General features: G+C 68.5%; 21 protein-coding genes. 11 read left to right on the top strand and 10 right to left on the bottom strand.

From position 1 onward, the window contains the following. Positions 1-142: 142 nt before the first annotated feature. The gene (locus Ahu01nite_RS00790) at positions 143-1,849 is read right to left on the bottom strand and encodes a sensor histidine kinase (RefSeq protein WP_203834368.1); all 1,707 of its coding nucleotides are present in this window, start codon (positions 1,847-1,849) and stop codon (positions 143-145) included. Positions 1,850-2,003: 154 nt separating this feature from the next. Here Ahu01nite_RS00790 and Ahu01nite_RS00785 point away from each other — a divergent pair, with 154 nt between their 5' ends. Genes Ahu01nite_RS00785 through Ahu01nite_RS00775 form a run of 3 tightly spaced genes read left to right on the top strand, consistent with a single transcriptional unit; the run spans position 2,004 to position 4,934 of the window. After that, positions 2,004-2,378, top strand: a complete 375-nt coding sequence (locus tag Ahu01nite_RS00785; RefSeq protein ID WP_203834367.1) for a response regulator transcription factor — start codon at positions 2,004-2,006, stop codon at positions 2,376-2,378. After that, the gene (locus tag Ahu01nite_RS00780) at positions 2,378-3,433 is read left to right on the top strand and encodes a HEAT repeat domain-containing protein (RefSeq protein WP_203834366.1); all 1,056 of its coding nucleotides are present in this window, start codon (positions 2,378-2,380) and stop codon (positions 3,431-3,433) included. Before Ahu01nite_RS00785 ends, Ahu01nite_RS00780 begins: the two co-directional genes overlap by 1 nt. A 25-nt stretch (positions 3,434-3,458) precedes the next feature. Next, entirely contained in the window at positions 3,459-4,934 is a 1,476-nt protein-coding gene (locus Ahu01nite_RS00775) for a glycosyltransferase family 2 protein (protein ID WP_239158527.1), read from the top strand. On the opposite strand, the gene Ahu01nite_RS00770 is transcribed toward Ahu01nite_RS00775, so the two are convergent. Beyond that, on the bottom strand, positions 4,893-5,540 hold the full coding sequence (locus Ahu01nite_RS00770) for a DUF3159 domain-containing protein (protein ID WP_203834365.1): 648 nt from the start codon (positions 5,538-5,540) through the stop codon (positions 4,893-4,895). The genes Ahu01nite_RS00775 and Ahu01nite_RS00770 overlap by 42 nt on opposite strands. A 67-nt stretch (positions 5,541-5,607) precedes the next feature. Here Ahu01nite_RS00770 and Ahu01nite_RS00765 point away from each other — a divergent pair, with 67 nt between their 5' ends. Beyond that, positions 5,608-6,213: an SAM-dependent methyltransferase gene (locus Ahu01nite_RS00765; RefSeq protein WP_203834364.1), complete on the top strand. Its 606-nt coding sequence runs from the start codon at positions 5,608-5,610 to the stop codon at positions 6,211-6,213. A 13-nt stretch (positions 6,214-6,226) separates the two neighbouring features. On the opposite strand, the gene Ahu01nite_RS00760 is transcribed toward Ahu01nite_RS00765, so the two are convergent. From Ahu01nite_RS00760 to Ahu01nite_RS00750, 4 genes are all read right to left on the bottom strand, one after another. Next, positions 6,227-6,463: a helix-turn-helix domain-containing protein gene (locus tag Ahu01nite_RS00760; protein ID WP_239158526.1), complete on the bottom strand. Its 237-nt coding sequence runs from the start codon at positions 6,461-6,463 to the stop codon at positions 6,227-6,229. Positions 6,464-6,555: 92 nt separating this feature from the next. Continuing rightward, positions 6,556-6,711, bottom strand: coding sequence for a type II toxin-antitoxin system RelE/ParE family toxin (locus Ahu01nite_RS51260; RefSeq protein ID WP_275411685.1), 156 nt, complete (start codon positions 6,709-6,711; stop codon positions 6,556-6,558). Positions 6,712-6,718: 7 nt separating this feature from the next. Further along, positions 6,719-6,928, bottom strand: coding sequence for a type II toxin-antitoxin system RelE/ParE family toxin (locus tag Ahu01nite_RS51255; RefSeq protein ID WP_275411684.1), 210 nt, complete (start codon positions 6,926-6,928; stop codon positions 6,719-6,721). Positions 6,929-6,986: 58 nt separating this feature from the next. Continuing rightward, the gene (locus Ahu01nite_RS00750; RefSeq protein ID WP_239158525.1) at positions 6,987-8,048 is read right to left on the bottom strand and encodes a serine hydrolase domain-containing protein; all 1,062 of its coding nucleotides are present in this window, start codon (positions 8,046-8,048) and stop codon (positions 6,987-6,989) included. Positions 8,049-8,383: 335 nt separating this feature from the next. Between Ahu01nite_RS00750 and Ahu01nite_RS00745 the strand changes: the two genes are divergently transcribed. From Ahu01nite_RS00745 to Ahu01nite_RS00730, 4 genes are all read left to right on the top strand, one after another. Next, positions 8,384-8,746, top strand: a complete 363-nt coding sequence (locus Ahu01nite_RS00745) for a YciI family protein (RefSeq protein ID WP_203834361.1) — start codon at positions 8,384-8,386, stop codon at positions 8,744-8,746. A 232-nt stretch (positions 8,747-8,978) separates the two neighbouring features. Continuing rightward, positions 8,979-9,644: a response regulator transcription factor gene (locus tag Ahu01nite_RS00740; protein WP_203834360.1), complete on the top strand. Its 666-nt coding sequence runs from the start codon at positions 8,979-8,981 to the stop codon at positions 9,642-9,644. Beyond that, positions 9,637-10,959, top strand: a complete 1,323-nt coding sequence (locus Ahu01nite_RS00735; protein ID WP_203834359.1) for a sensor histidine kinase — start codon at positions 9,637-9,639, stop codon at positions 10,957-10,959. The genes Ahu01nite_RS00740 and Ahu01nite_RS00735 overlap by 8 nt, the downstream gene beginning before the upstream one ends. Further along, positions 10,956-11,477 carry a PepSY domain-containing protein gene (locus Ahu01nite_RS00730; RefSeq protein WP_203834358.1) on the top strand — a complete coding sequence of 174 codons (522 nt, stop codon included), beginning with the start codon at positions 10,956-10,958 and terminating at the stop codon, positions 11,475-11,477. Before Ahu01nite_RS00735 ends, Ahu01nite_RS00730 begins: the two co-directional genes overlap by 4 nt. Before the next feature lie 6 nt (positions 11,478-11,483). Here Ahu01nite_RS00730 and Ahu01nite_RS00725 read toward each other — a convergent pair whose 3' ends face one another. Together Ahu01nite_RS00725 and Ahu01nite_RS00720 are read right to left on the bottom strand one after the other, a co-directional pair. Beyond that, entirely contained in the window at positions 11,484-12,296 is an 813-nt protein-coding gene (locus Ahu01nite_RS00725; RefSeq protein WP_203834357.1) for an SDR family NAD(P)-dependent oxidoreductase, read from the bottom strand. Beyond that, positions 12,293-12,724 (bottom strand): nuclear transport factor 2 family protein, encoded by a 432-nt coding sequence (locus Ahu01nite_RS00720; RefSeq protein ID WP_203834356.1) that lies wholly within the window; start codon positions 12,722-12,724, stop codon positions 12,293-12,295. The genes Ahu01nite_RS00725 and Ahu01nite_RS00720 overlap by 4 nt, the downstream gene beginning before the upstream one ends. Before the next feature lie 92 nt (positions 12,725-12,816). Here Ahu01nite_RS00720 and Ahu01nite_RS00715 point away from each other — a divergent pair, with 92 nt between their 5' ends. Continuing rightward, positions 12,817-13,395 (top strand): TetR/AcrR family transcriptional regulator, encoded by a 579-nt coding sequence (locus tag Ahu01nite_RS00715; RefSeq protein WP_203834355.1) that lies wholly within the window; start codon positions 12,817-12,819, stop codon positions 13,393-13,395. Here the strand turns inward: Ahu01nite_RS00715 and Ahu01nite_RS00710 are convergent. Together Ahu01nite_RS00710 and Ahu01nite_RS00705 are read right to left on the bottom strand one after the other, a co-directional pair. Beyond that, positions 13,380-14,165: a helix-turn-helix domain-containing protein gene (locus Ahu01nite_RS00710; RefSeq protein WP_203834354.1), complete on the bottom strand. Its 786-nt coding sequence runs from the start codon at positions 14,163-14,165 to the stop codon at positions 13,380-13,382. The genes Ahu01nite_RS00715 and Ahu01nite_RS00710 overlap by 16 nt on opposite strands. Positions 14,166-14,177: 12 nt before the next feature. Next, the gene (locus tag Ahu01nite_RS00705) at positions 14,178-14,564 is read right to left on the bottom strand and encodes a nuclear transport factor 2 family protein (protein WP_203834353.1); all 387 of its coding nucleotides are present in this window, start codon (positions 14,562-14,564) and stop codon (positions 14,178-14,180) included. Between the two features lie 199 nt (positions 14,565-14,763). Here Ahu01nite_RS00705 and Ahu01nite_RS00700 point away from each other — a divergent pair, with 199 nt between their 5' ends. Continuing rightward, positions 14,764-15,909: a PP2C family protein-serine/threonine phosphatase gene (locus tag Ahu01nite_RS00700; RefSeq protein ID WP_239158524.1), complete on the top strand. Its 1,146-nt coding sequence runs from the start codon at positions 14,764-14,766 to the stop codon at positions 15,907-15,909. A gap of 424 nt (positions 15,910-16,333) precedes the next feature. Continuing rightward, a complete protein-coding gene (locus Ahu01nite_RS00695; RefSeq protein ID WP_203834351.1) occupies positions 16,334-16,957 on the top strand; it encodes a hypothetical protein in 624 nt (207 codons plus the stop codon). Positions 16,958-17,049: the final 92 nt, after the last annotated feature.

Here is a 17,049-nt window from a genome sequence, read left to right as displayed (position 1 = left end):
CCCCGCGGTGAGCCGGATAAGCCTCCTGAGTCTGCCTCTGGCGTCGCCTGGTCAAGCGGCGACGGCCTTCATCGCCAGCCATGGGGAGCAACGAAGCGTTCCTGACGCGATGAGCCATTCACTGCGTTCGCTGTTCAGTCGGTCAGACGGCGCCGGCGGCCAGGAGTTCGGGGCCGGGTTTGAGGGCGATGCCCGTGGCGGCGACGGTGAACCAGAAGATGCTGCCGCCGCCGGGGTTGGGGGCGACGCCGAGGTCGCCGCCGTGGAGGTCGATGATGCGGCGGCAGATGGCGAGGCCGAGGCCGGTGCCCGGGAAGCCTTCGGCGGCGGGGGCGCGGTGGAAGGGCTGGAAGATGCGGGTTCGCTGGTCCTCGGGGAGGCCGATGCCGCGGTCGGCGACCTCGATGCGCCACCAGCCGGGGGAGTGCTCGCGGGCGGTGACGGTGACGCGGGCGGCGGTGCCGTGGCGGACGAAGCGGGTGGCGTTGTCGACGAGATGGCCGAGGACCTCGCCGAGGAGTTCGGCGTCGGCCATGACCGGGGGCAGGTCGCTGACGTCGATGCTGGGGCGCTCGCCTTCGACCGTGTCGAGGCGGCCGGCGACGATGCCGAGGGTGAGGCCGGTGGTGTCGACCGGTTCGAGTTTGAGGGCGGCGTCGCCCGCGGCGGAGTAGGCGAGGAGTTCGTCGACGAGGGTGAGCATGCGGCGGGTGCTGCGGCCGATGCGGTCGAGGAAGCCGCGGGAGGCCTCGTCGAGCTGGGGGGCGGCCTCTTCGAGGAGGAGGTCGGTGAAGCCGGCGATGGTGTGCAGCGGGGCGTGCAGGTTCTCGCCCGCGGCTGCTGCGAAACCGGTCAGCTCCGCTTCGCGTTCGCGCAGGGTGGCGGTCACTTCGGCGGCGTGGCCGGCTGCGGCGAGTTCGGCGGTCCGGGCCCGGTCGATGTCGGTACGACTGGAAGCCACGAGCCGCTGCCGGTCCCCGATCACGGCGAGAACCGTGCCGGACAGCAGCAGCGACGCGATCACCGCGCCGAGCATCGTCAACGGGCCGGCGAGCTCCTGACCCGTACTGATCAGCGGGGTGGTCGGCCGGACCACGACCTGCCAGACGTGCCCGGCGAGAGCGACGTCGACGGTGCTCGAAGCGCTCCCGGCAGCGGAGCCGGAGGCGGACCAGGTGGCGACCTCGTGGGTGACGCCGTCGGGGGAGGTCTCGGTGAGCACGGTGGCCACACCGGTCACTCCGGCCGCGCGCAGCGAGTCGCGCAGCAGGTCGGAGGCGCGGACGCCGACGACGACCCAGCCGCGGAACTCGGAGTCGTGGATGGGGGCGATCAGTTCGAAGGCGGGCTGGCGGTGCGCCGGCGGCAGGTCCAGGTCGGCGGGGAGTACGTGCGCGGGGCTGGCGACGAGCCGCCCGGTCGAGCGCGCGAGCGTGAGCCCGTGCTGCAGGAACGGCGTGGGAGTGAGCGTGGCGTTGCGCGGCGGGGTGCTGCCGTCGAGGGTGTGCTCGGCGAGTACGGCCATGGCGGGGGACACGACGGTGACCTGGTGCGCGGCGGGGAGCCGGTCGGCGGCGATGCGGGACACCGTCGACGCGAGGTCGGCGCCGGGGATGGAGGAGGTGGCGACGAGGTCGTGCATCGTGTCCGCGTACCGCTGGAAGGTGCTGTCCAGGGCTCCGCGCACGCTCGCCGTGCGGAGGGCGAGTTGCGCGGAGGTCGCGTCGTTCGCGGCCGCGGTGAGGCCGGTCGCCGCGGCGGCGCCGGTGCCGAGACCGGTCGCGAGCACGGCGGCCGCGAGGGCTACGCCTCGCCGGCCGGGGGCACCGAACCACCTGGTGATGTTCACGCAGGCTCTATCGGACGGATCTGCGACCCGATTGAGCGCCTGGGGCGAGGGTTGCGGCATTGCTACCGTCCGCCCCGAAAAAGCCGCCAGAAAACGAGCAAAACGGATACGTTGGACAGGGTAGGGGACCGGATCGGCAACCGGGGGGACGACGATGAGCACCATCCTGCTCGTCGAGGACGACCCTGACATCCGCCACCTCGTGTCGTACAAGCTGGGGCAGGGCGGGATGGACGTGATCGCGGTGGCGGACGGGATGTCCGCGCTGCGTGAGGCTCGTGCGCACCCGCCGGACCTGGTGCTGCTGGACGTGCGGATGCCGCGGATGTCGGGCATCGAGGTCTGCCGCGAGCTGCGGGCGGGTGCGTTGAAGGCGGCCGTACCCATCATCATGCTCACTGCCCGGTCCCGGCCGCAGGACCTCGAGCAGGGGTACGCCGCCGGCGCCACCGACTACGTCATCAAACCGTTCAGCCCCCGCGAGCTCCTGCTCCGGGTCGAGGCGGCGCTGGCCAGGGTCCACCACTGATGCTGGAGTTGTTCACCCTCGCGATCGAGGTGCTGACCGCCGTTGTCGTGCTGACCGCCACCGGCATCGTGGCCGTGCGCCTCTACCGGCGTTTCAAGCACCGCAAACAGGCGCGCCTCGCCGCCGGACCACGCCGGTCCCTGCTCGCGTTCGTGGCCGACAACGGCGAGGAGGGCAGCCACGATCTGGTCGCCATCCCCGAAGACGCGTGGCGTGCCGCCGAACCGCACGCGCTGGCGCTGCTCGGCAAGCTACGCGGGGAGGCCCACATGGGGCTGGTCTCGGTGTTCCTGCGGCGGGGGACAGCGCGTACGGCGCTCGGGCACCTCCGCTCCCGCAGCCGCGTCAAACGTGCCCGGGCCGCTCAGGTGCTCGGCGATCTCGAGCTGCGCCAGGCCGTCCCCGAGCTGTGCCGGCTGCTCACGGACCGGCACGCGGAAGTGCGCGTGGTTGCCGTACGAGCCCTCGGCCGCATCGGTGACCCGGCCGCGGCCTGGCGCATCATCGCCAGCCTGGACCGCTCCGACCCGATCCCGTCCCTGCTCGCCAGCCACACCCTGGTCCAGCTGGGTGCGGAGGCCGAGGTGACGCTGTCCGCGGCCCTGGACCACCCCCAGGCACGGGTACGCGCGGTCTGCCTCGACGCGCTCGGCCTGCTCGGCGCCACCGCCTCGGTCACCCGCATCGCCCGCATCCTGAAAGAGGACGCACACCTCGACGTACGGGTGGCGGCCGCGAACGCGCTGGGCAAGCTCGGCACGCGCTCCGCGATCGACCCGCTGTCCCTGGCACTGCACATCTCCCGCCCCGCCGCGTTGCGCGCCGCAGCGGCCAAGGCGCTCGGCGACATCGGCTCCCCGAACGCGGTCCCGGTGCTGGAGGCGCTGCTCGACGACGGGGCGTTCCACGTGGCGCACGAGGCCGCGCACGCGCTGCGCCGGATCGGCCCCGCCGGCCTCGCCGCGCTGACGGGCCGGGGCGGCAACGGCCACGCCCTCGAGGCACTGGCCCTCGCCCGGGTCCTGCGCGAGGAGAAAACGGCGGTCCCGGCATGACCGGCGGAGGACAAGGGGTACCGGTGTGATCGAGGAGTTCATCCGCGACGCCCTGCGCTGGACCGACGTGTCGATCTTCGCGTACTTCGTGGCGCTCAACAGCAGCTACCTCGTGCTGATCGTGCTGGCCGGGCTGGAGTTCTACCGGCACCTGCGGCGCATCCCGTTCGCCGGCGCGGACGACATGTTCCGCAGCCCGCTCACGCTGCCGGTCTCGGTGATCGTCCCCGCGTACAACGAGGGCCCCGGCATCGTCGCCGCCGTCCAGGCGATGACCGCGCTGCGCTACCCCCGTTACGAGGTCGTGGTCGTCGACGACGGCTCCTCCGACGACACGTTCGAACAGCTGCGCGCACGCTTCGACCTCGTCGAGGTGCCCCGCGTCGTTCCGGCCGATGTCGCGTACACCTCGGAAGTTTTGTCGGTGCACGTGGCCCGCGCCAACCCGGAGACCTTGACCGTCGTCCGCAAGACCAACGGCGGCAAGGCCGACGCGCTCAACGTCGGCATCAACCTGGCCCGGCACCCGCTGATCTGCATGGTCGACGCCGACTCGGTCCTCGACCCGGACGCCCTGCTGTCGGTGGCGAAACCGTTCGGCGACGATCCGCTGCGCGTCGCGGCGTGCGGCGGCGTGGTCCGCATCGCGAACGGCTGCAAGGTCATCGGCGGCCGCGTGGTCGACGTACGCATGCCCAAGCAGTGGCTCGTCCGCATCCAGGTCGTCGAATACCTGCGCGCGTTCCTGATGGGCCGCACCGGCTGGTCCCGCCTCGGCGGCCTCGTCGTGATCTCCGGCGCGTTCGGTGTCTTCCGCCGCGACCTGGTGGTCCGCGTCGGCGGCATGGACGAGGACACGATCGGCGAGGACGCCGAGCTGGTCGTCCGCCTGCACCACCACCTGCGCGAGACGAAGGAGGACTACCGCGTCATCTTCGTCGCCGAACCCGTCAGCTGGAGCGAAGCCCCGTCCAGCCTCGCCGTCCTGGGCCGCCAGCGCCGCCGCTGGCATCGGGGCATCGCGGAGATCCTCAGCAAGCACCGCCGCATGATCCTCAACCCTCGCTACGGACGGATCGGGCTGGTCGCGCTGCCGTACTACGTGGTCTTCGAGCTGCTCGCGCCGTTCATCGAGCTTTCCGCGCTTGTCCTGCTCCCGCTCGGGCTGTGGGTCGACGCTGTCAATCTCGAATTCGCGTGGCGGTTCGTGCTGGTGGCGTACGGATATGGATTGCTGGTCAGTCTTGCCGCTCTGTTCATCGAGGAAGTGTCTTTCCACCGCTATCCGCGCTGGGGTGATTTGGCCCGGGGCATGACGGCGGCCATTCTGGAAAACTTCGGGTATCGCCAGATCCTCGCGGTGTGGCAGGTCAAAGGCGCATTCGGCGCATGGCACGGCCGCAAAGCGGTATGGGGCACGATGGACCGCACCGGCTTCGGCACCCCCGACGAGCCGGAATCAGACCTGGTCGGCGCCGGCTCGGTCCCTAGGGTGCCGTAGACCCGGATGCCCCTCGGGCAGATCCCGCCGGATCACCCACCAGCTGACAGCCAGGCAAGCAGCAACCAAAGGCCAGGTCAGCACCCCACGCGCGATCCCCAGCGCCACCACCTGATGCGTCGCCCACAGCGGAACGAAAACCGCCAACCGCACCACATACTGCAGAACCCAGACCCAACTGGCTTTCATGTACGCCCGGAGCAGAGCCGGATCCCGCCGCCACCGCGTTTTCTGCCCCAGAACGGTGCCCACGACAATCCCGAGCAGCGGCCACCGCACGACAATGCTCACGGCCCACGCCAACGCACTCGCCGCATTACTGACGATCTGCAGCAGGAAAAAGTCCTCGGCCCGCCCGGTCCGCAACGCAACAATCGCGGCGACACAAACCCCGAGCAACCCGATGAGTACGGCCCGAGGCTTGTCCCCATTCCTCAGCCGCACCGCTCCGACAATGCCGGCGGCAACTATCGCGGCAGCAGCCCCGATCCAGAGGGACCGCCCGCCAACCAGCCACCCGGCCACGAAGACGACAGGGGGAACGGTCGCGTCCAGGGCAGCACGCCGCCCACCCAGCAGATCCGCCAGCGACTCCGGCTCCGCCACACCCCACCCGCCCTCTTTGCCGAAAGTTAGGACAGCCTACCTTTTGCCATCCTGCACAATAACCGGCGTGGTTAGAGCACCGGGCGACGCACAGCCCCCAACGGAATCCTTCACGCTGGATCACTTCGTCAACCTCTACCTGGCGAAGGACGACCCCTGGGACAACGCCTCCAAGTGGTCCGACCAGCGAAAATACGCGGTCACCCTGGCCAGCCTCCCCCGGGCGAGATATCGGAACGCCTACGAACCAGGCTGCGCGGTCGGCATCCTCACCGCCATGCTCGCCCCGCGCTGCGACTCACTCCTGGCGGTCGACGCGGTGGGCGCGGCGGTCTCGCAGGCGCGTGATGCGGTTGCCGACTTCCCCGGCGTACGCGTAGAAGAAGCCCTTCTGCCTGCCGACCTGCCCGCAGAAACCTTCGACCTGATCGTGGTCGGCGACCTGCTCTACTACCTGAACGCCGCCGACCTGGCCGCAACGATCGACGGCCTGATCACCCGCCTGGAACCGGAGGGCGACCTGGCCCTGGCCCACTTCCGAGACCGGGACAACGGCGGCAACTACGACGGCTTCAACGCCCACGCAGAGTTCCTCGCCCGCCCGGAGCTAAGCCCGACCGTCCACCACGAAGACGACTGGTTCCTCCTCGACATCCTCCGCCGCACCCCCTGACCGGAGCTGTCAGTCAGGCGACGTTGAGCTGGATGTTGCCGATCCGGGCGACGATGTCGAGGTGGCCGCCCAGCCCGACGACATAGGCGCGCAAGCTGTCGAGCCCCACGGCGTCGCCGCCCTCGATCTGGCTGATCCGCGCTTGAGACAGGCCAGCAGCCTCGGCCAACTGCGTCTGGGTCATGCCGAGCTGCTGGCGGATCTCCGCAAGCTGGGCGCCGCTCACGGCGGCAAGCATCTCGGTGCGCATCCGCTGTCGGCGTGCTACCCGGTCGCTGTCATCCCGCGAGGGGTCAAGCTCGCGAGCCTTGGCTTTGACCTCACGCCAATTCGCTGACCCCGTCATGACTGCTCCTCTGCTTTCAAGTCGGCCAGGTGCTCGGCAAACCTTGTGTCAGCCAGCGGAATCGCTGTGCGGTACCAGTCCTGCCATCGTCCTGACTTGTCGCCGGCGATCAGAAACACTGCTTCCCGTGACGGGTCGAACGCAAAGATCATCCTAAGTTCAGGTGGGTCCGGCAGAGCCAGGCCGCAACTCCTTCATGTTGTGGTAGGTGCTGCCCTTCAATCGGTCTACCAGCGGCCGGCCAAGCGCTGGACCGTGGTCGGCTAGAACGTCGATCGCTTCTTCCACCAGATCTGCTGTGACGGGATCGGTTTGGCAGAGGTCGAGGAACCACGTCTCGACCTCAGGATGTAGTCGTACCTCCCACATCGCAACAGTATAAGCCAAAATTATATTGGTGGGGCCACCCATGCTGTGTGTTTGGACGTCAGCGTCGGCCGGTGACGGCTTGGAGCTCTTGGTCGAGGATGTCGAGGAGCGGGGCGCCATCGTTGTTGGAGAGGATGACGCCGACCCAGCCGGTGTGGGGGTAGATGTTCCAGTTGGCGGCGCTGCCCGGGTTGACGCCGGCGCGGCCCCACACCCACTGGCCGTCGACGATCGAGACCGCCATCAAATAGGCCGCGAACGACGTCTCGACCGGCGACGCCTGGAAGCCGCCGCCCCCGGGCTGCGGGCCATGAGGAATCTTGGCCGCGGTGAGCACCTCCCCGTACGGGCGCTCCAGCACAGTCCCGTCATAGATCGCGTTCGCAAACCGCACCAGATCCGGCGCCGTGGCGAAGCCGTCATAATCGATGAAGTTCCGCGCCGGGTTCTTCCCCAACTGGTAAGGATCCGTGCTGCCCTTGTCCAGATTGCGCACCACGTCCACCCAGCTGCCATCGTCCTGCAGCATGTACGAGTGCGCGATGTGCGCGTCCCTGAGCCACTGCGGCCGGGTGAAGAACCCCGACCCGGTCATCCCCGCCCGCCGGAAGATGTTCTCCTCGACATAGTCCCAGTACGTCATCCCCGTCACGGCCTCCACAATCAGCGCGGGAATGGCAAAGTTGGCGCCGGAATGCCCATCTGTCCCAGTGCCCGGAGCGGTGACGAGCGAGGCCTGCCGCGCCCACTGCTCGTGGTATTCGTGCACCTCCGAGCGACTGGTAAAGATGCGCTGCAGATCCTGCTCCGGCGCAACCAGCCCCGAGGTGTCGGACAGCATGTGATGGATCGTCACCTGCGACGCGATATCCGAGGCGAACCCCGTCAGATAGGTCCCCACGGTGTCGGTCAGCTTCACCCGCCCCTCCTGCACAAGCTGCAGAATGGCCACCGCACAGAACGGCTTAGCCGCCGAGCTGAGACTGACCGCCGTCCCCTCCCGGTTACGTATCCCCTTCTCCCGGTCGGCCAAGCCATAGCTGCGGGACAACACCGTCCGCCCCCGATGCGCCAGCACCACCGTCCCGGAAAACTTGCCCTCGGCAGCAAGCCCAGCCACATACCTGTCGTACGCCCCACCGGGCAGAGTGGCTGGAGGAAGGCGCACAGGCCCACGCCCCACCACCGCTCCGGAAGCCGCCAAACCGCCCCACCTCAGCAACCGCCGCCGCTTGATCCCACGAAGCTCCATGACGTTCACTGAAGACCCGGACCTGTTGCAGCGGCGTATGCGAATCCCGATACGCCCGCGATACATCCCTGGGGCTCTGTCCGGCGAAGCATCGCGCGGGTTGATGTAAAACCCTGGGCTGGAGAGTGTCGGATCAGCCGGATGCTGTTCGTAGCGAATGCAGAGACGGACATCAGGTGTCCGGACGACCAGAGGGAGCGGATATGCCTGAGTACCTCATCTACTTCAATCAGCAGTGGGTGGGTGACCACACCGAGGAGTGGTTCCGCGGGCGCGGTCCCCTCGCCAGGGCGGTTGTCGACGAGATCAAGGCCGCCGGGGCTTTCGTCTTCGCCGGGGGCCTTGAGGAAGAGGACGGCCCGGTCTTCAGCGCGGACGCCACGAGCGGCGCGGTGGTCTTCACCGACGGTCCCTATGTCGAGAGCAAGGAGTTCCTGGGTGGCCTGACCATCGTCGACGTGCCGGATGACGAGACCGCCCGGATGTGGGCCGGCAAAATCGCGGAGGCATGCGGCTGGCCGCAGGAGGTTCGCCAGTTCAAGCCGCGTCGCGTCCTGCAGGAATGAGATCGCCGGCTGAGGCTTGAACCGAGGCGAGGCCGGCACCGAGAAGTTCTCCGGTTGGTACCGCGCCTGGCTCGGCCGGTCTGTGCAGGCAGCGAGCGGTGCCTGACGACGCTTACTTCGGCTCCCGCGCTGCTCTCGCCCACCCTTCCAAGAGCGAGCGAAACAGGGATTCAGCTGGCGTTCAGGGTAGGTGGGGGAGGATGGATCTTCCCGACCTCTGGAGGCATGACCCATGCGCGTACTCGTCGTGGATGACGAGCATCGGCTTGCCCGGTCGCTGCGGGTGGGGCTTGAGGCCGAGGGCTTCGCCGTGGATGTGGCGCATGACGGCGTTGATGGGCTGTGGCTGGCCAGGGAGAACAACTACGACGCGATCGTCCTCGATCTGATGTTGCCCGGCATCAACGGTTACCAGATCTGTGCGACGCTGCGGGCTGAGAAGGACTGGACGCCGATCCTGATGCTCACGGCGAAGGATGGCGAATGGGATCAGGTGGAAGGACTCGATACCGGCGCCGACGACTACCTGACCAAGCCGTGCTCTTTCCCCGTGCTGGTAGCGCGGTTGAGGGCCGTGAGCCGGCGAGGTGCACGGGAGCGGCCCACGCAGCTTGAGGTAGGGGATCTGCGGGTTGATCCGGCGGCCAGAAAGGTCTGGCGTGGGAATACCGAGATCGAGCTGACCGCGCGGGAGTTCTCCCTGCTCGCTTTCCTCGCCCGGCATCCGGGTGATGTCATGTCCAAGCGGCAGATCCTCGACGCGGTATGGGATGTCGATTTCGTCGGCGACCCGAACATCATCGAGGTCTACGTACGGCACCTGCGCAACAAGATCGGGCGGGACGCGATCGAGACCCTGCGGGGCGCCGGGTACAGGTTGCGGAGTGACGGTGGCTGACGTGCGGATGCGTACGACGGCTGCGGCTGTTGGGGTTGTCGCTGTTGCTCTGCTGGTGGGGGCGTTGGTGCTGGTCGGGCTGGTTCGGGAGTCGCTGGCCGATGGGTTGGAGAGCACCGCGGAGCAGCGAGCCTCAGCGTTAAGAGCGCAGGCGGAGAGTGGGGCGCTGCCCGAGCCGGACGAACCCGACGATGACCTCGACGATGTGGTCTGGCAGGTGACCGGAGCGGACGGCTCGGTTGTCCGGTCGTCCGTGGCGTTGCCTACCGAGGCCGCTGATGAGATAAAGCTCCAGGGCTCCGATCATCCGTACGTCGTGGTCGTCGACGACAGCGATCGCTATCAGGTCTCGGTAGCGGTGTCGCGGGAGGAAGTCGACGATTCGACGGCAGCGCTGGCCGGACCGCTCGTGATCGGGCTGCCCCTGCTGACCCTGCTCGTGGGTGCCATGACGTGGGTCGTGGTGTCCCGGGCTCTGCGGCCGGTCGAGCGGATCCGGCGTGAGGTCGAGGCGATCACGGGGGACCGGCTGGACCGCCGCGTGCCCGAACCGAGCGCCCGGGACGAGATCGGGCGCCTGGCGCGGACCATGAACCAGATGCTGACCCGGTTGCAGGAATCCCGGGACAGGCAAAGGGAATTCGTCGCCGACGCCTCGCATGAGCTGCGGTCGCCGGTGGCCAGCATCCGGCAGGTGGCCGAGGTCGCCCAGGCCCACCCCGGCGCGCTGCCCGACGGCGAACTCGCCGACACCGTCCTCGAGGAATCGGCGCGCCTGCAACGGCTCGTCGAACAGTTGCTGCTGCTCACCCGCGCGGACGACGGCGGCGCCTCTCGGGCGTACCACGATGTCGATCTTGATGATCTTGCTCTGAGCGAGGCGAAGCGGGTCGCGCGGACCGGCCTCGTCGTCGACACCACCGGGATCGGTGCCGGGCGGACCAGGGGTGATACGGCCGCTCTCGCCCAGGTGGTCCGCAACCTCACGGACAATGCGGCAAGGCATGCGATCAAAACCATAGCCATAGGGGTACGCGAAAACGGCGCCAACGTTGAGCTCACCGTCGACGACGACGGGCCCGGAATCCCCGAGGACCAACGGGAACGGGTGTTCGCCAGGTTCGTGCGCCTCGACGAGGCCCGGGCCCGTGATGCCGGCGGAAGTGGGCTCGGGCTGGCGATCGTCAAGGAGATCGTCACCGCGCACGGTGGCGCCGTCACGGTGTCGGCGTCGGAGTTAGGGGGCGCGCGGTTCTGCGTACGGTTGGCGCGTTCAGCTGAGGTTCAGGCACCTCGTCGCAGGCTGTCCCCATGAATACAGCGAAGCTCCGCAGCAAGCGCATCATCGTCACGACCACCGCGGCTGTCGCGGCCCTCGCCATCGGCGGCGGCGTTTGGGCCACCGCTGCGAACGCCGACGTACGCGGTGACGAGCGAGACCGGATCGGCAACGCCGCTGTGCAGGCCGTCCCCGGCGGGACCGTGGACGACGTCGACACGAGCGACGAGCCGGGCAGCGCGTACGAGGTGGAGATCCGCAAGCAGGACGGCAGCGAGGTCGACGTGCTGCTCGACAAGGACCTCAAGGTGATCGGCCAGCAGGCCGGAACCGAGGCCGGCGACGCGCCCGACCCCGTAGTTCCCGAGGCCGCCCGCACGTCGGCCGGCCAGGCCGCGGTCGCCGCCGTCGGCAGCGGAACCGCCACGGACGTCGAGGCCAGTGACGACCCGGGCGTCGCGTACGAGGTCGAGGTCCGCGCCGCCGACAACACCGAGTGGGACGTCGAGCTGGACACCGCGTTCAAGGTTCTCACCAAGACCGCCGACAACTGACAGCGGTCAGGTCGCGGTGTAGCCACCGTCGACAGCGATCACCGCGCCGGTGACGTAGCTTGCGGCGGGTGCTGCGAGGAAGACGTACGGTGCGGCGATCTCGTCGATGGTGGCGCGGCGGCCGAGCGGGGTGAAAGCCACGATGCGCTGCTCGTCGTGCGTGATGGCGTTGTCCATGATGTTGGCGACGTAGCCGGGGGCGATGGCGTTGACCCGGATGCCGTGGGGTGCCCATTCGGCGGCGAGGGTGCGGACGAGTTGGTTGATGCCGCCCTTGCTCGCCGCGTAGGGCGCGAGCGTGGGTATGCCGATGCTGCCCGCGATCGACGAGGTCATGGTGACCGACCCGGCCTGCTTGTACGCGATCCAGTGCCGGGCCGCGGCCTGTGCGGGCTGGAAGGCGCCCCGAAGGTTGACGGTGAGGACGCGGTCCCACTCGTCCGGCGTGTAGTCGACGGCCGGCTTGATGATGTCGATCCCGGGGTTGCAGACCAGATGATCGATCCGCCCGAAGACGCGAACGGCTTCGCTCACCAACCGCTCCGCCACGCCCGCATCGGTGACGTCCCCGGCCAAACCCACGACCCTTCCGTCAGCTTCGTCAGCTTCGTCAGCTTCGTCAGCTTCGTCGGCTCCGGCGACTCCGGCGGCGGCGGAGGCGAGTGACTTGACGGCGTTCGCGGTCTCATCCGCGTCGTAGCCGTTGACCAGAACGTTGGCGCCCTGTGACAGGAGTGCGCGGGCGATGCCCAGCCCGATGCCGCGGCTGGAGCCCGTGACCACCGCGACGGTGCCGGTCAGGTCGAAGAGGCCGGTCATGCGGTGATTGACGCGACGAGATCGTCCAGCCGGCCCCGGTCGCGGGCCATGGTGAGGTGGTCGAAGTAGTCACGGGAGGAGACGATCTCGCCGTCGCGGACGCGTACCACGAAGATGCCCGGCTGAGTGAAGGGCTTGCCGTCGATGGTGCCCTGATAGGAGAACTCGGCGACGATCACTTCGGGGTCCGTGGTGTCGTGGATGGTGATGTCGGCGGGGCGGCGCTCCACGCGGGGTCCGATCCCGGCCGGACGGAAATGATCGCGGAGCTCGTCGCGGCTGCGCAGGGCGGGTGCGCGCAGCGGGTCGAACGGATGCACGACGTCGGTCTTTTCCGCGTAGAGGCTGGGGAGTGCGTCCCAGCGGCCCTCCGCGACGCCGTTCACAAGGGCGAGGAAGACCTCGCGGGGGCTGGGATGCTTGCTCATGACATTGTCCTGTCATCGAGGCGGCGAGGATCCGGAGCTTCTGACTTTACGGAGTCCGAACTCCGGATATCAAGAGGGTGAAGAGGGCTGGCATGGATCGGACGGGCAGCGGGCGGGTGCGGCGGGTTGACGCGCAGGCCAATCGGGGCCGCATCCTGGACATCGCCGAGGAGGTCTTCGGCAGGGGCGGGGAGTCCGCCTCGACCGAGGAGGTGGCCCGGCTGGCGGGGGTGGGCATCGCCACGGTCTTCCGCCATTTCCCCACCAAGGCGTTGCTGCTGCAGGCGGTCCTCGTCCGGCGCTTCGACCGGCTTCGTGAACGCGCCGAAGCGATGCTCGGCGCCGAGCATCCCGGCACCGCGTTCTTCGATTTCTTCCGCGATGTCGTAGCCGACGCGGCCACCAAGATCGCGATCAGCGAGGCACTGCTCGACGCGGGCGGGGACAGCGACGGCGAAGCCACCCGGGCCGCGGCCGGGCTGCGCCGAGCCGTCGGTGCGCTCCTGCAGCGGGCACAGGAGGCCGGCGCGGTCCGGGCCGACGTCGCACTACCCGAGGTCTACGCGTTGCTGGTCGCGCTCTCCCACGCCGCCGCCGGAAAGCACACCGCCGCCGGAGCGAAGGCACTCACCGTCGTTTTTGACGGCTTGAAACCTCAGGGCGCGGTGTAGACGACGACGCGAAGGTCGCCCGCGGTGAGCGTCAGCACGTCCAGGTCCAGGTCGAGGTGGCCATGGACGGGGCTCGGCACCCGCAGCCGGTCCGCGTGACCACCCTCGACCAGTGGGGCGTCCCAGAGCTGGACGAACTCCGGGCTCCGGGCGTGCAGGTCGGCGATCATCGACGACAGCTCGGCATCGGCCGGGTAACGCCGGGCCGTGTCACGCAGCTCGGCCACGACGGTCGCCCGGAACCCGTCCAGCCGCTCGGGGGCCTGGAACACCGACGGCCCGGTCTCCGTGAACGCGCGCCAGACCACGTTGCGCCCGCGCCCCCGCTCGTCCGGCACCGTGCACACGTCCGAATGCCAGAGCTTGTTCGCGTCCAGCACCGTCCAGCTCGCGTCGCAGACGCAGACCGCGCACTCGGTCACCCGGTCCAGCATCCGGCGCGCCGTTTCCGTGATCTCGCGCGGGACCATGCCGTCCGGCTCGGCGGACGCGGCGAACCCGGCGAGCGTACGCAACCGGTCGTGCTCTCCCGAGGTCAGCCGCAGGGCCCGGGCGAGCGCGTCGACCACGCCCGGTGACGGCCGGCGGCGCCCCTGCTCCAGGCGTTTCACATGCTCCTCGGAGACGCCCACGATGCCGGCGAGCTCGTCGCGGCGCAGGCCGGGCACGCGCCTCACAGCGGGTAACGACGCCGGCACCCCGGCCTCACCGGGGGTGAGCCGCTGCCGCAGGGTACGCAGCGCGGTCCCGAAGTCGTCATCCCGCTGCACGGCCCCATTGTGTCAGTCGCGCGCGAGCCGCGGTCCGCCCGGCACAGCGGCGCCCGCGGCGTCGATCGGCTCCATGTAGAACCGCGACCGGCGAATCAGCCCGTCACGAACCGTGACGATGACAACGCCGCGCAGGTCCTGGCCCGCCGCCTTGGTGTAGTGCCACTCGCCCCACACCTCGTCACCGGCCTCGACCGAGTTCGTCATCGCGATCGTGATGTCCGGGGACATCTTGAAGATCATCTCCCAGTTGCGGCGTACCTGCTCCGGCCCCTGGAAGTCCCGGCCAGGGTGAGCCGGCCACTCACTCGAGAAGTCCGGCCCGAAACAGGACGACACCGCGTCGAGATCGTGGCTGTTCAACGCGCTGATCAGGCGCTCAACTACAGGATTGCTCATGGCGAACCACGCTATCCACGCGCTCGCCGCCCTACCTGGGCCAGGATGTACCACCCGCGGCGACCTGCTCGAGTCGCTCGAGCAGCTCGGTCACCCGGGAATCGTACGATCCCAGCGCGCGGGACCGCCGCCGAAAGCTGGGCGGTTTCGGGTTGGACCGCGACGGGTTGGGGGCATGTAACCCGGCATGGTGGATTCGATGGAGGCGGTGCGGCGGCTTCTCGACCTTCGCCACCGCAGTCGTCCGGAGGATCTGCCCCCGGCCCTGGCCGCCGTGGCGCCGCTGCTCGGCGCCGTGCGGGTGATCGCGCTGATGATCGACTACGAGCAGATCTCGCTCTGGCCGTTGCACGGCACGCCCGCCGACAACGCGGCGCGCAAAGTGGACCACACCACGGCCGGGCAGTCCTTCCGTACGGCGGAGCCCGCCCAGGACGGGTCGTGTCTCTACCTGCCGTTGTTGCACGGCGCCGAGCGGCTCGGGGTGCTCGAGGTATGGCTGGTCTCCGAGCCCGACGAACGCCTGCGGCGCGACCTGCGGGTGATCGCCGCACTCGTGGCCGAGCTGATCGCCAGCCGCCGCTTCTACGGCGACGCGGTGGAACGTACCCGCCGGCGGATGCCCATGCAGCTCGCCGCGGAGATCATCTGGAACCAGCTGCCACCGTTGACGTTCGCCGCGAACAACGCCCTGGTCACCGCGGTGCTGGAGCCGTGTTACGACGTGGGCGGGGACGCGTTCGACTACGCGGCGAACGGAGACATCATCCACGTGGCGCTCTTCGACACGGTGGGTCACGGCATCAGCGCGAGCGCACTGACAACGCTGACGCTCAACACGTACCGTAATGCTCGACGGTCCGGTCTTGATCTCGCCGACACGTACCGCTCGATCGACAAATGGATCCGCGCGCAATATCCGGGCGCGTTCGTGACGGCGATCCTCGCCGAGCTGGACACGACCACGGGCTGCTATCGCCGAATCGCAGCCGGTCACCCTGCGGAGTTGCACCTGCGCGGCGACGTCCCGCTGGAGGCGCTGCCGACGCCGACCGCACTGCCGCTCGGGCTGGGGCACATGATCAACCGGCCGCCCGGGATCACCGAGGTGATGCTCGAGGAGGGCGACACGCTCGTGCTTTACACCGACGGCATCACCGAGGCGCGATCGGCTGACGGCGAGCTCTTCGGATTAGATCAACTGACCGATTTCGTACGCGGTGAGCTGCGCGCAAAAACGCCGGCAGCCGAGCTGATGCGGCGTCTCATCCACACCATCGTCTCCTACGAGAACGGCGAGCTCAGAGACGATGCCACCGCAGCCGTCGTGCGCTGGCGACCCTGATCAGCGCTGTGCGAATCTTGCTGCGGTCTTCGTCCTAGGTGAAGTCGCAGAGCCGGGTAGATGCAGTTTCTCGATCGATCAGTGGCCATGCGTCCCGCTGCCCACTTGCACCGGTTCGCCCTGGTGGACACGCGTCTCGATAATTTCGCCAGGATGTCCGGCATTGATCTTCCGCGTCACGAAAACAGGGTGACCCGCACAAGCACTGCACTCCGTCAAGAACCGGACGGCTGGCCAGACGGGGGCGTTCTCCTGATCCGACCCCGCCCGCACGTCTTCACACTGCGTGCCAGGCGCTGGGGCATCGCTACGCTCGTCGGTCCGGCGCCTTCGCGACCACCTTGGTGTGACCAAAGGATTTATGACGACCGCGTGGTTATAAGGGGCGGTGGTTCACGGGAGTGGCGAAGACACGGGAGGTCTCGTGACCGAGAAGGTCATCGGTGCGTCCCGGGATCAGGTCCGGGGGCGTACCGGTCGCCGCCGCGTCATCGGGGCTTCGATCGCTGTCCTGGTTGCGGCTGTCGCTGTCCTGTGGATCGTCGGCAGGCTGCCGGGCGCACCGATGCGCGCCGGCCCTCTGGAGGGAACCAACTTCGAGAATTTGCGGGCGCGGATCCGGCCCGGCGACACCGGCATGCTGTGGGGGTCGCTAGTACTGCACAACCCGACACGGGACGACATCGTCCTGGACAAGGTGTCCCTCGCCGACAACCCACAGAAGATCAAACCGTCAGCCGGACCGTATATCTGGGACGAGACACGCGTCGCGTTACTCGACACCGGTGCGGTCAGCGGATACCAGATGCCGCTGCCGAGCACGTGGAAACTCCCTGTCAAACATCCTGTGGAAGGCTTCACCATTCCTCCACAGGACGACGACGGCAGTGTCGAGGTTCTGTACGAGTTTCCGGCGCCTGAGACGGCCACCACCGTCAAGGGCATATCCGTTCGCTACCGCACCGCCGGGATGATCTACCGCAAAACCTTCGACGTCACGCTCACGATGTGCGCGGTCGCAGATCCTGAACCCTGCGATCAGGGGTAGCCATTCCACCGGCGTCTACGCGTCTGACCCTGGCAAAGTCATCTGTCGTTCGACTGCGAAGGCCGGATGACTCTGCCGGGGTCCCGGGCGTA

It is taken from the genome of Winogradskya humida (genome assembly GCF_016862215.1).
GTDB lineage: Bacteria > Actinomycetota > Actinomycetes > Mycobacteriales > Micromonosporaceae > Actinoplanes > Actinoplanes humidus.
Note: the sequence above shows the minus strand (reverse complement) of the source record. Positions and strands in the feature narration are given on the sequence as shown.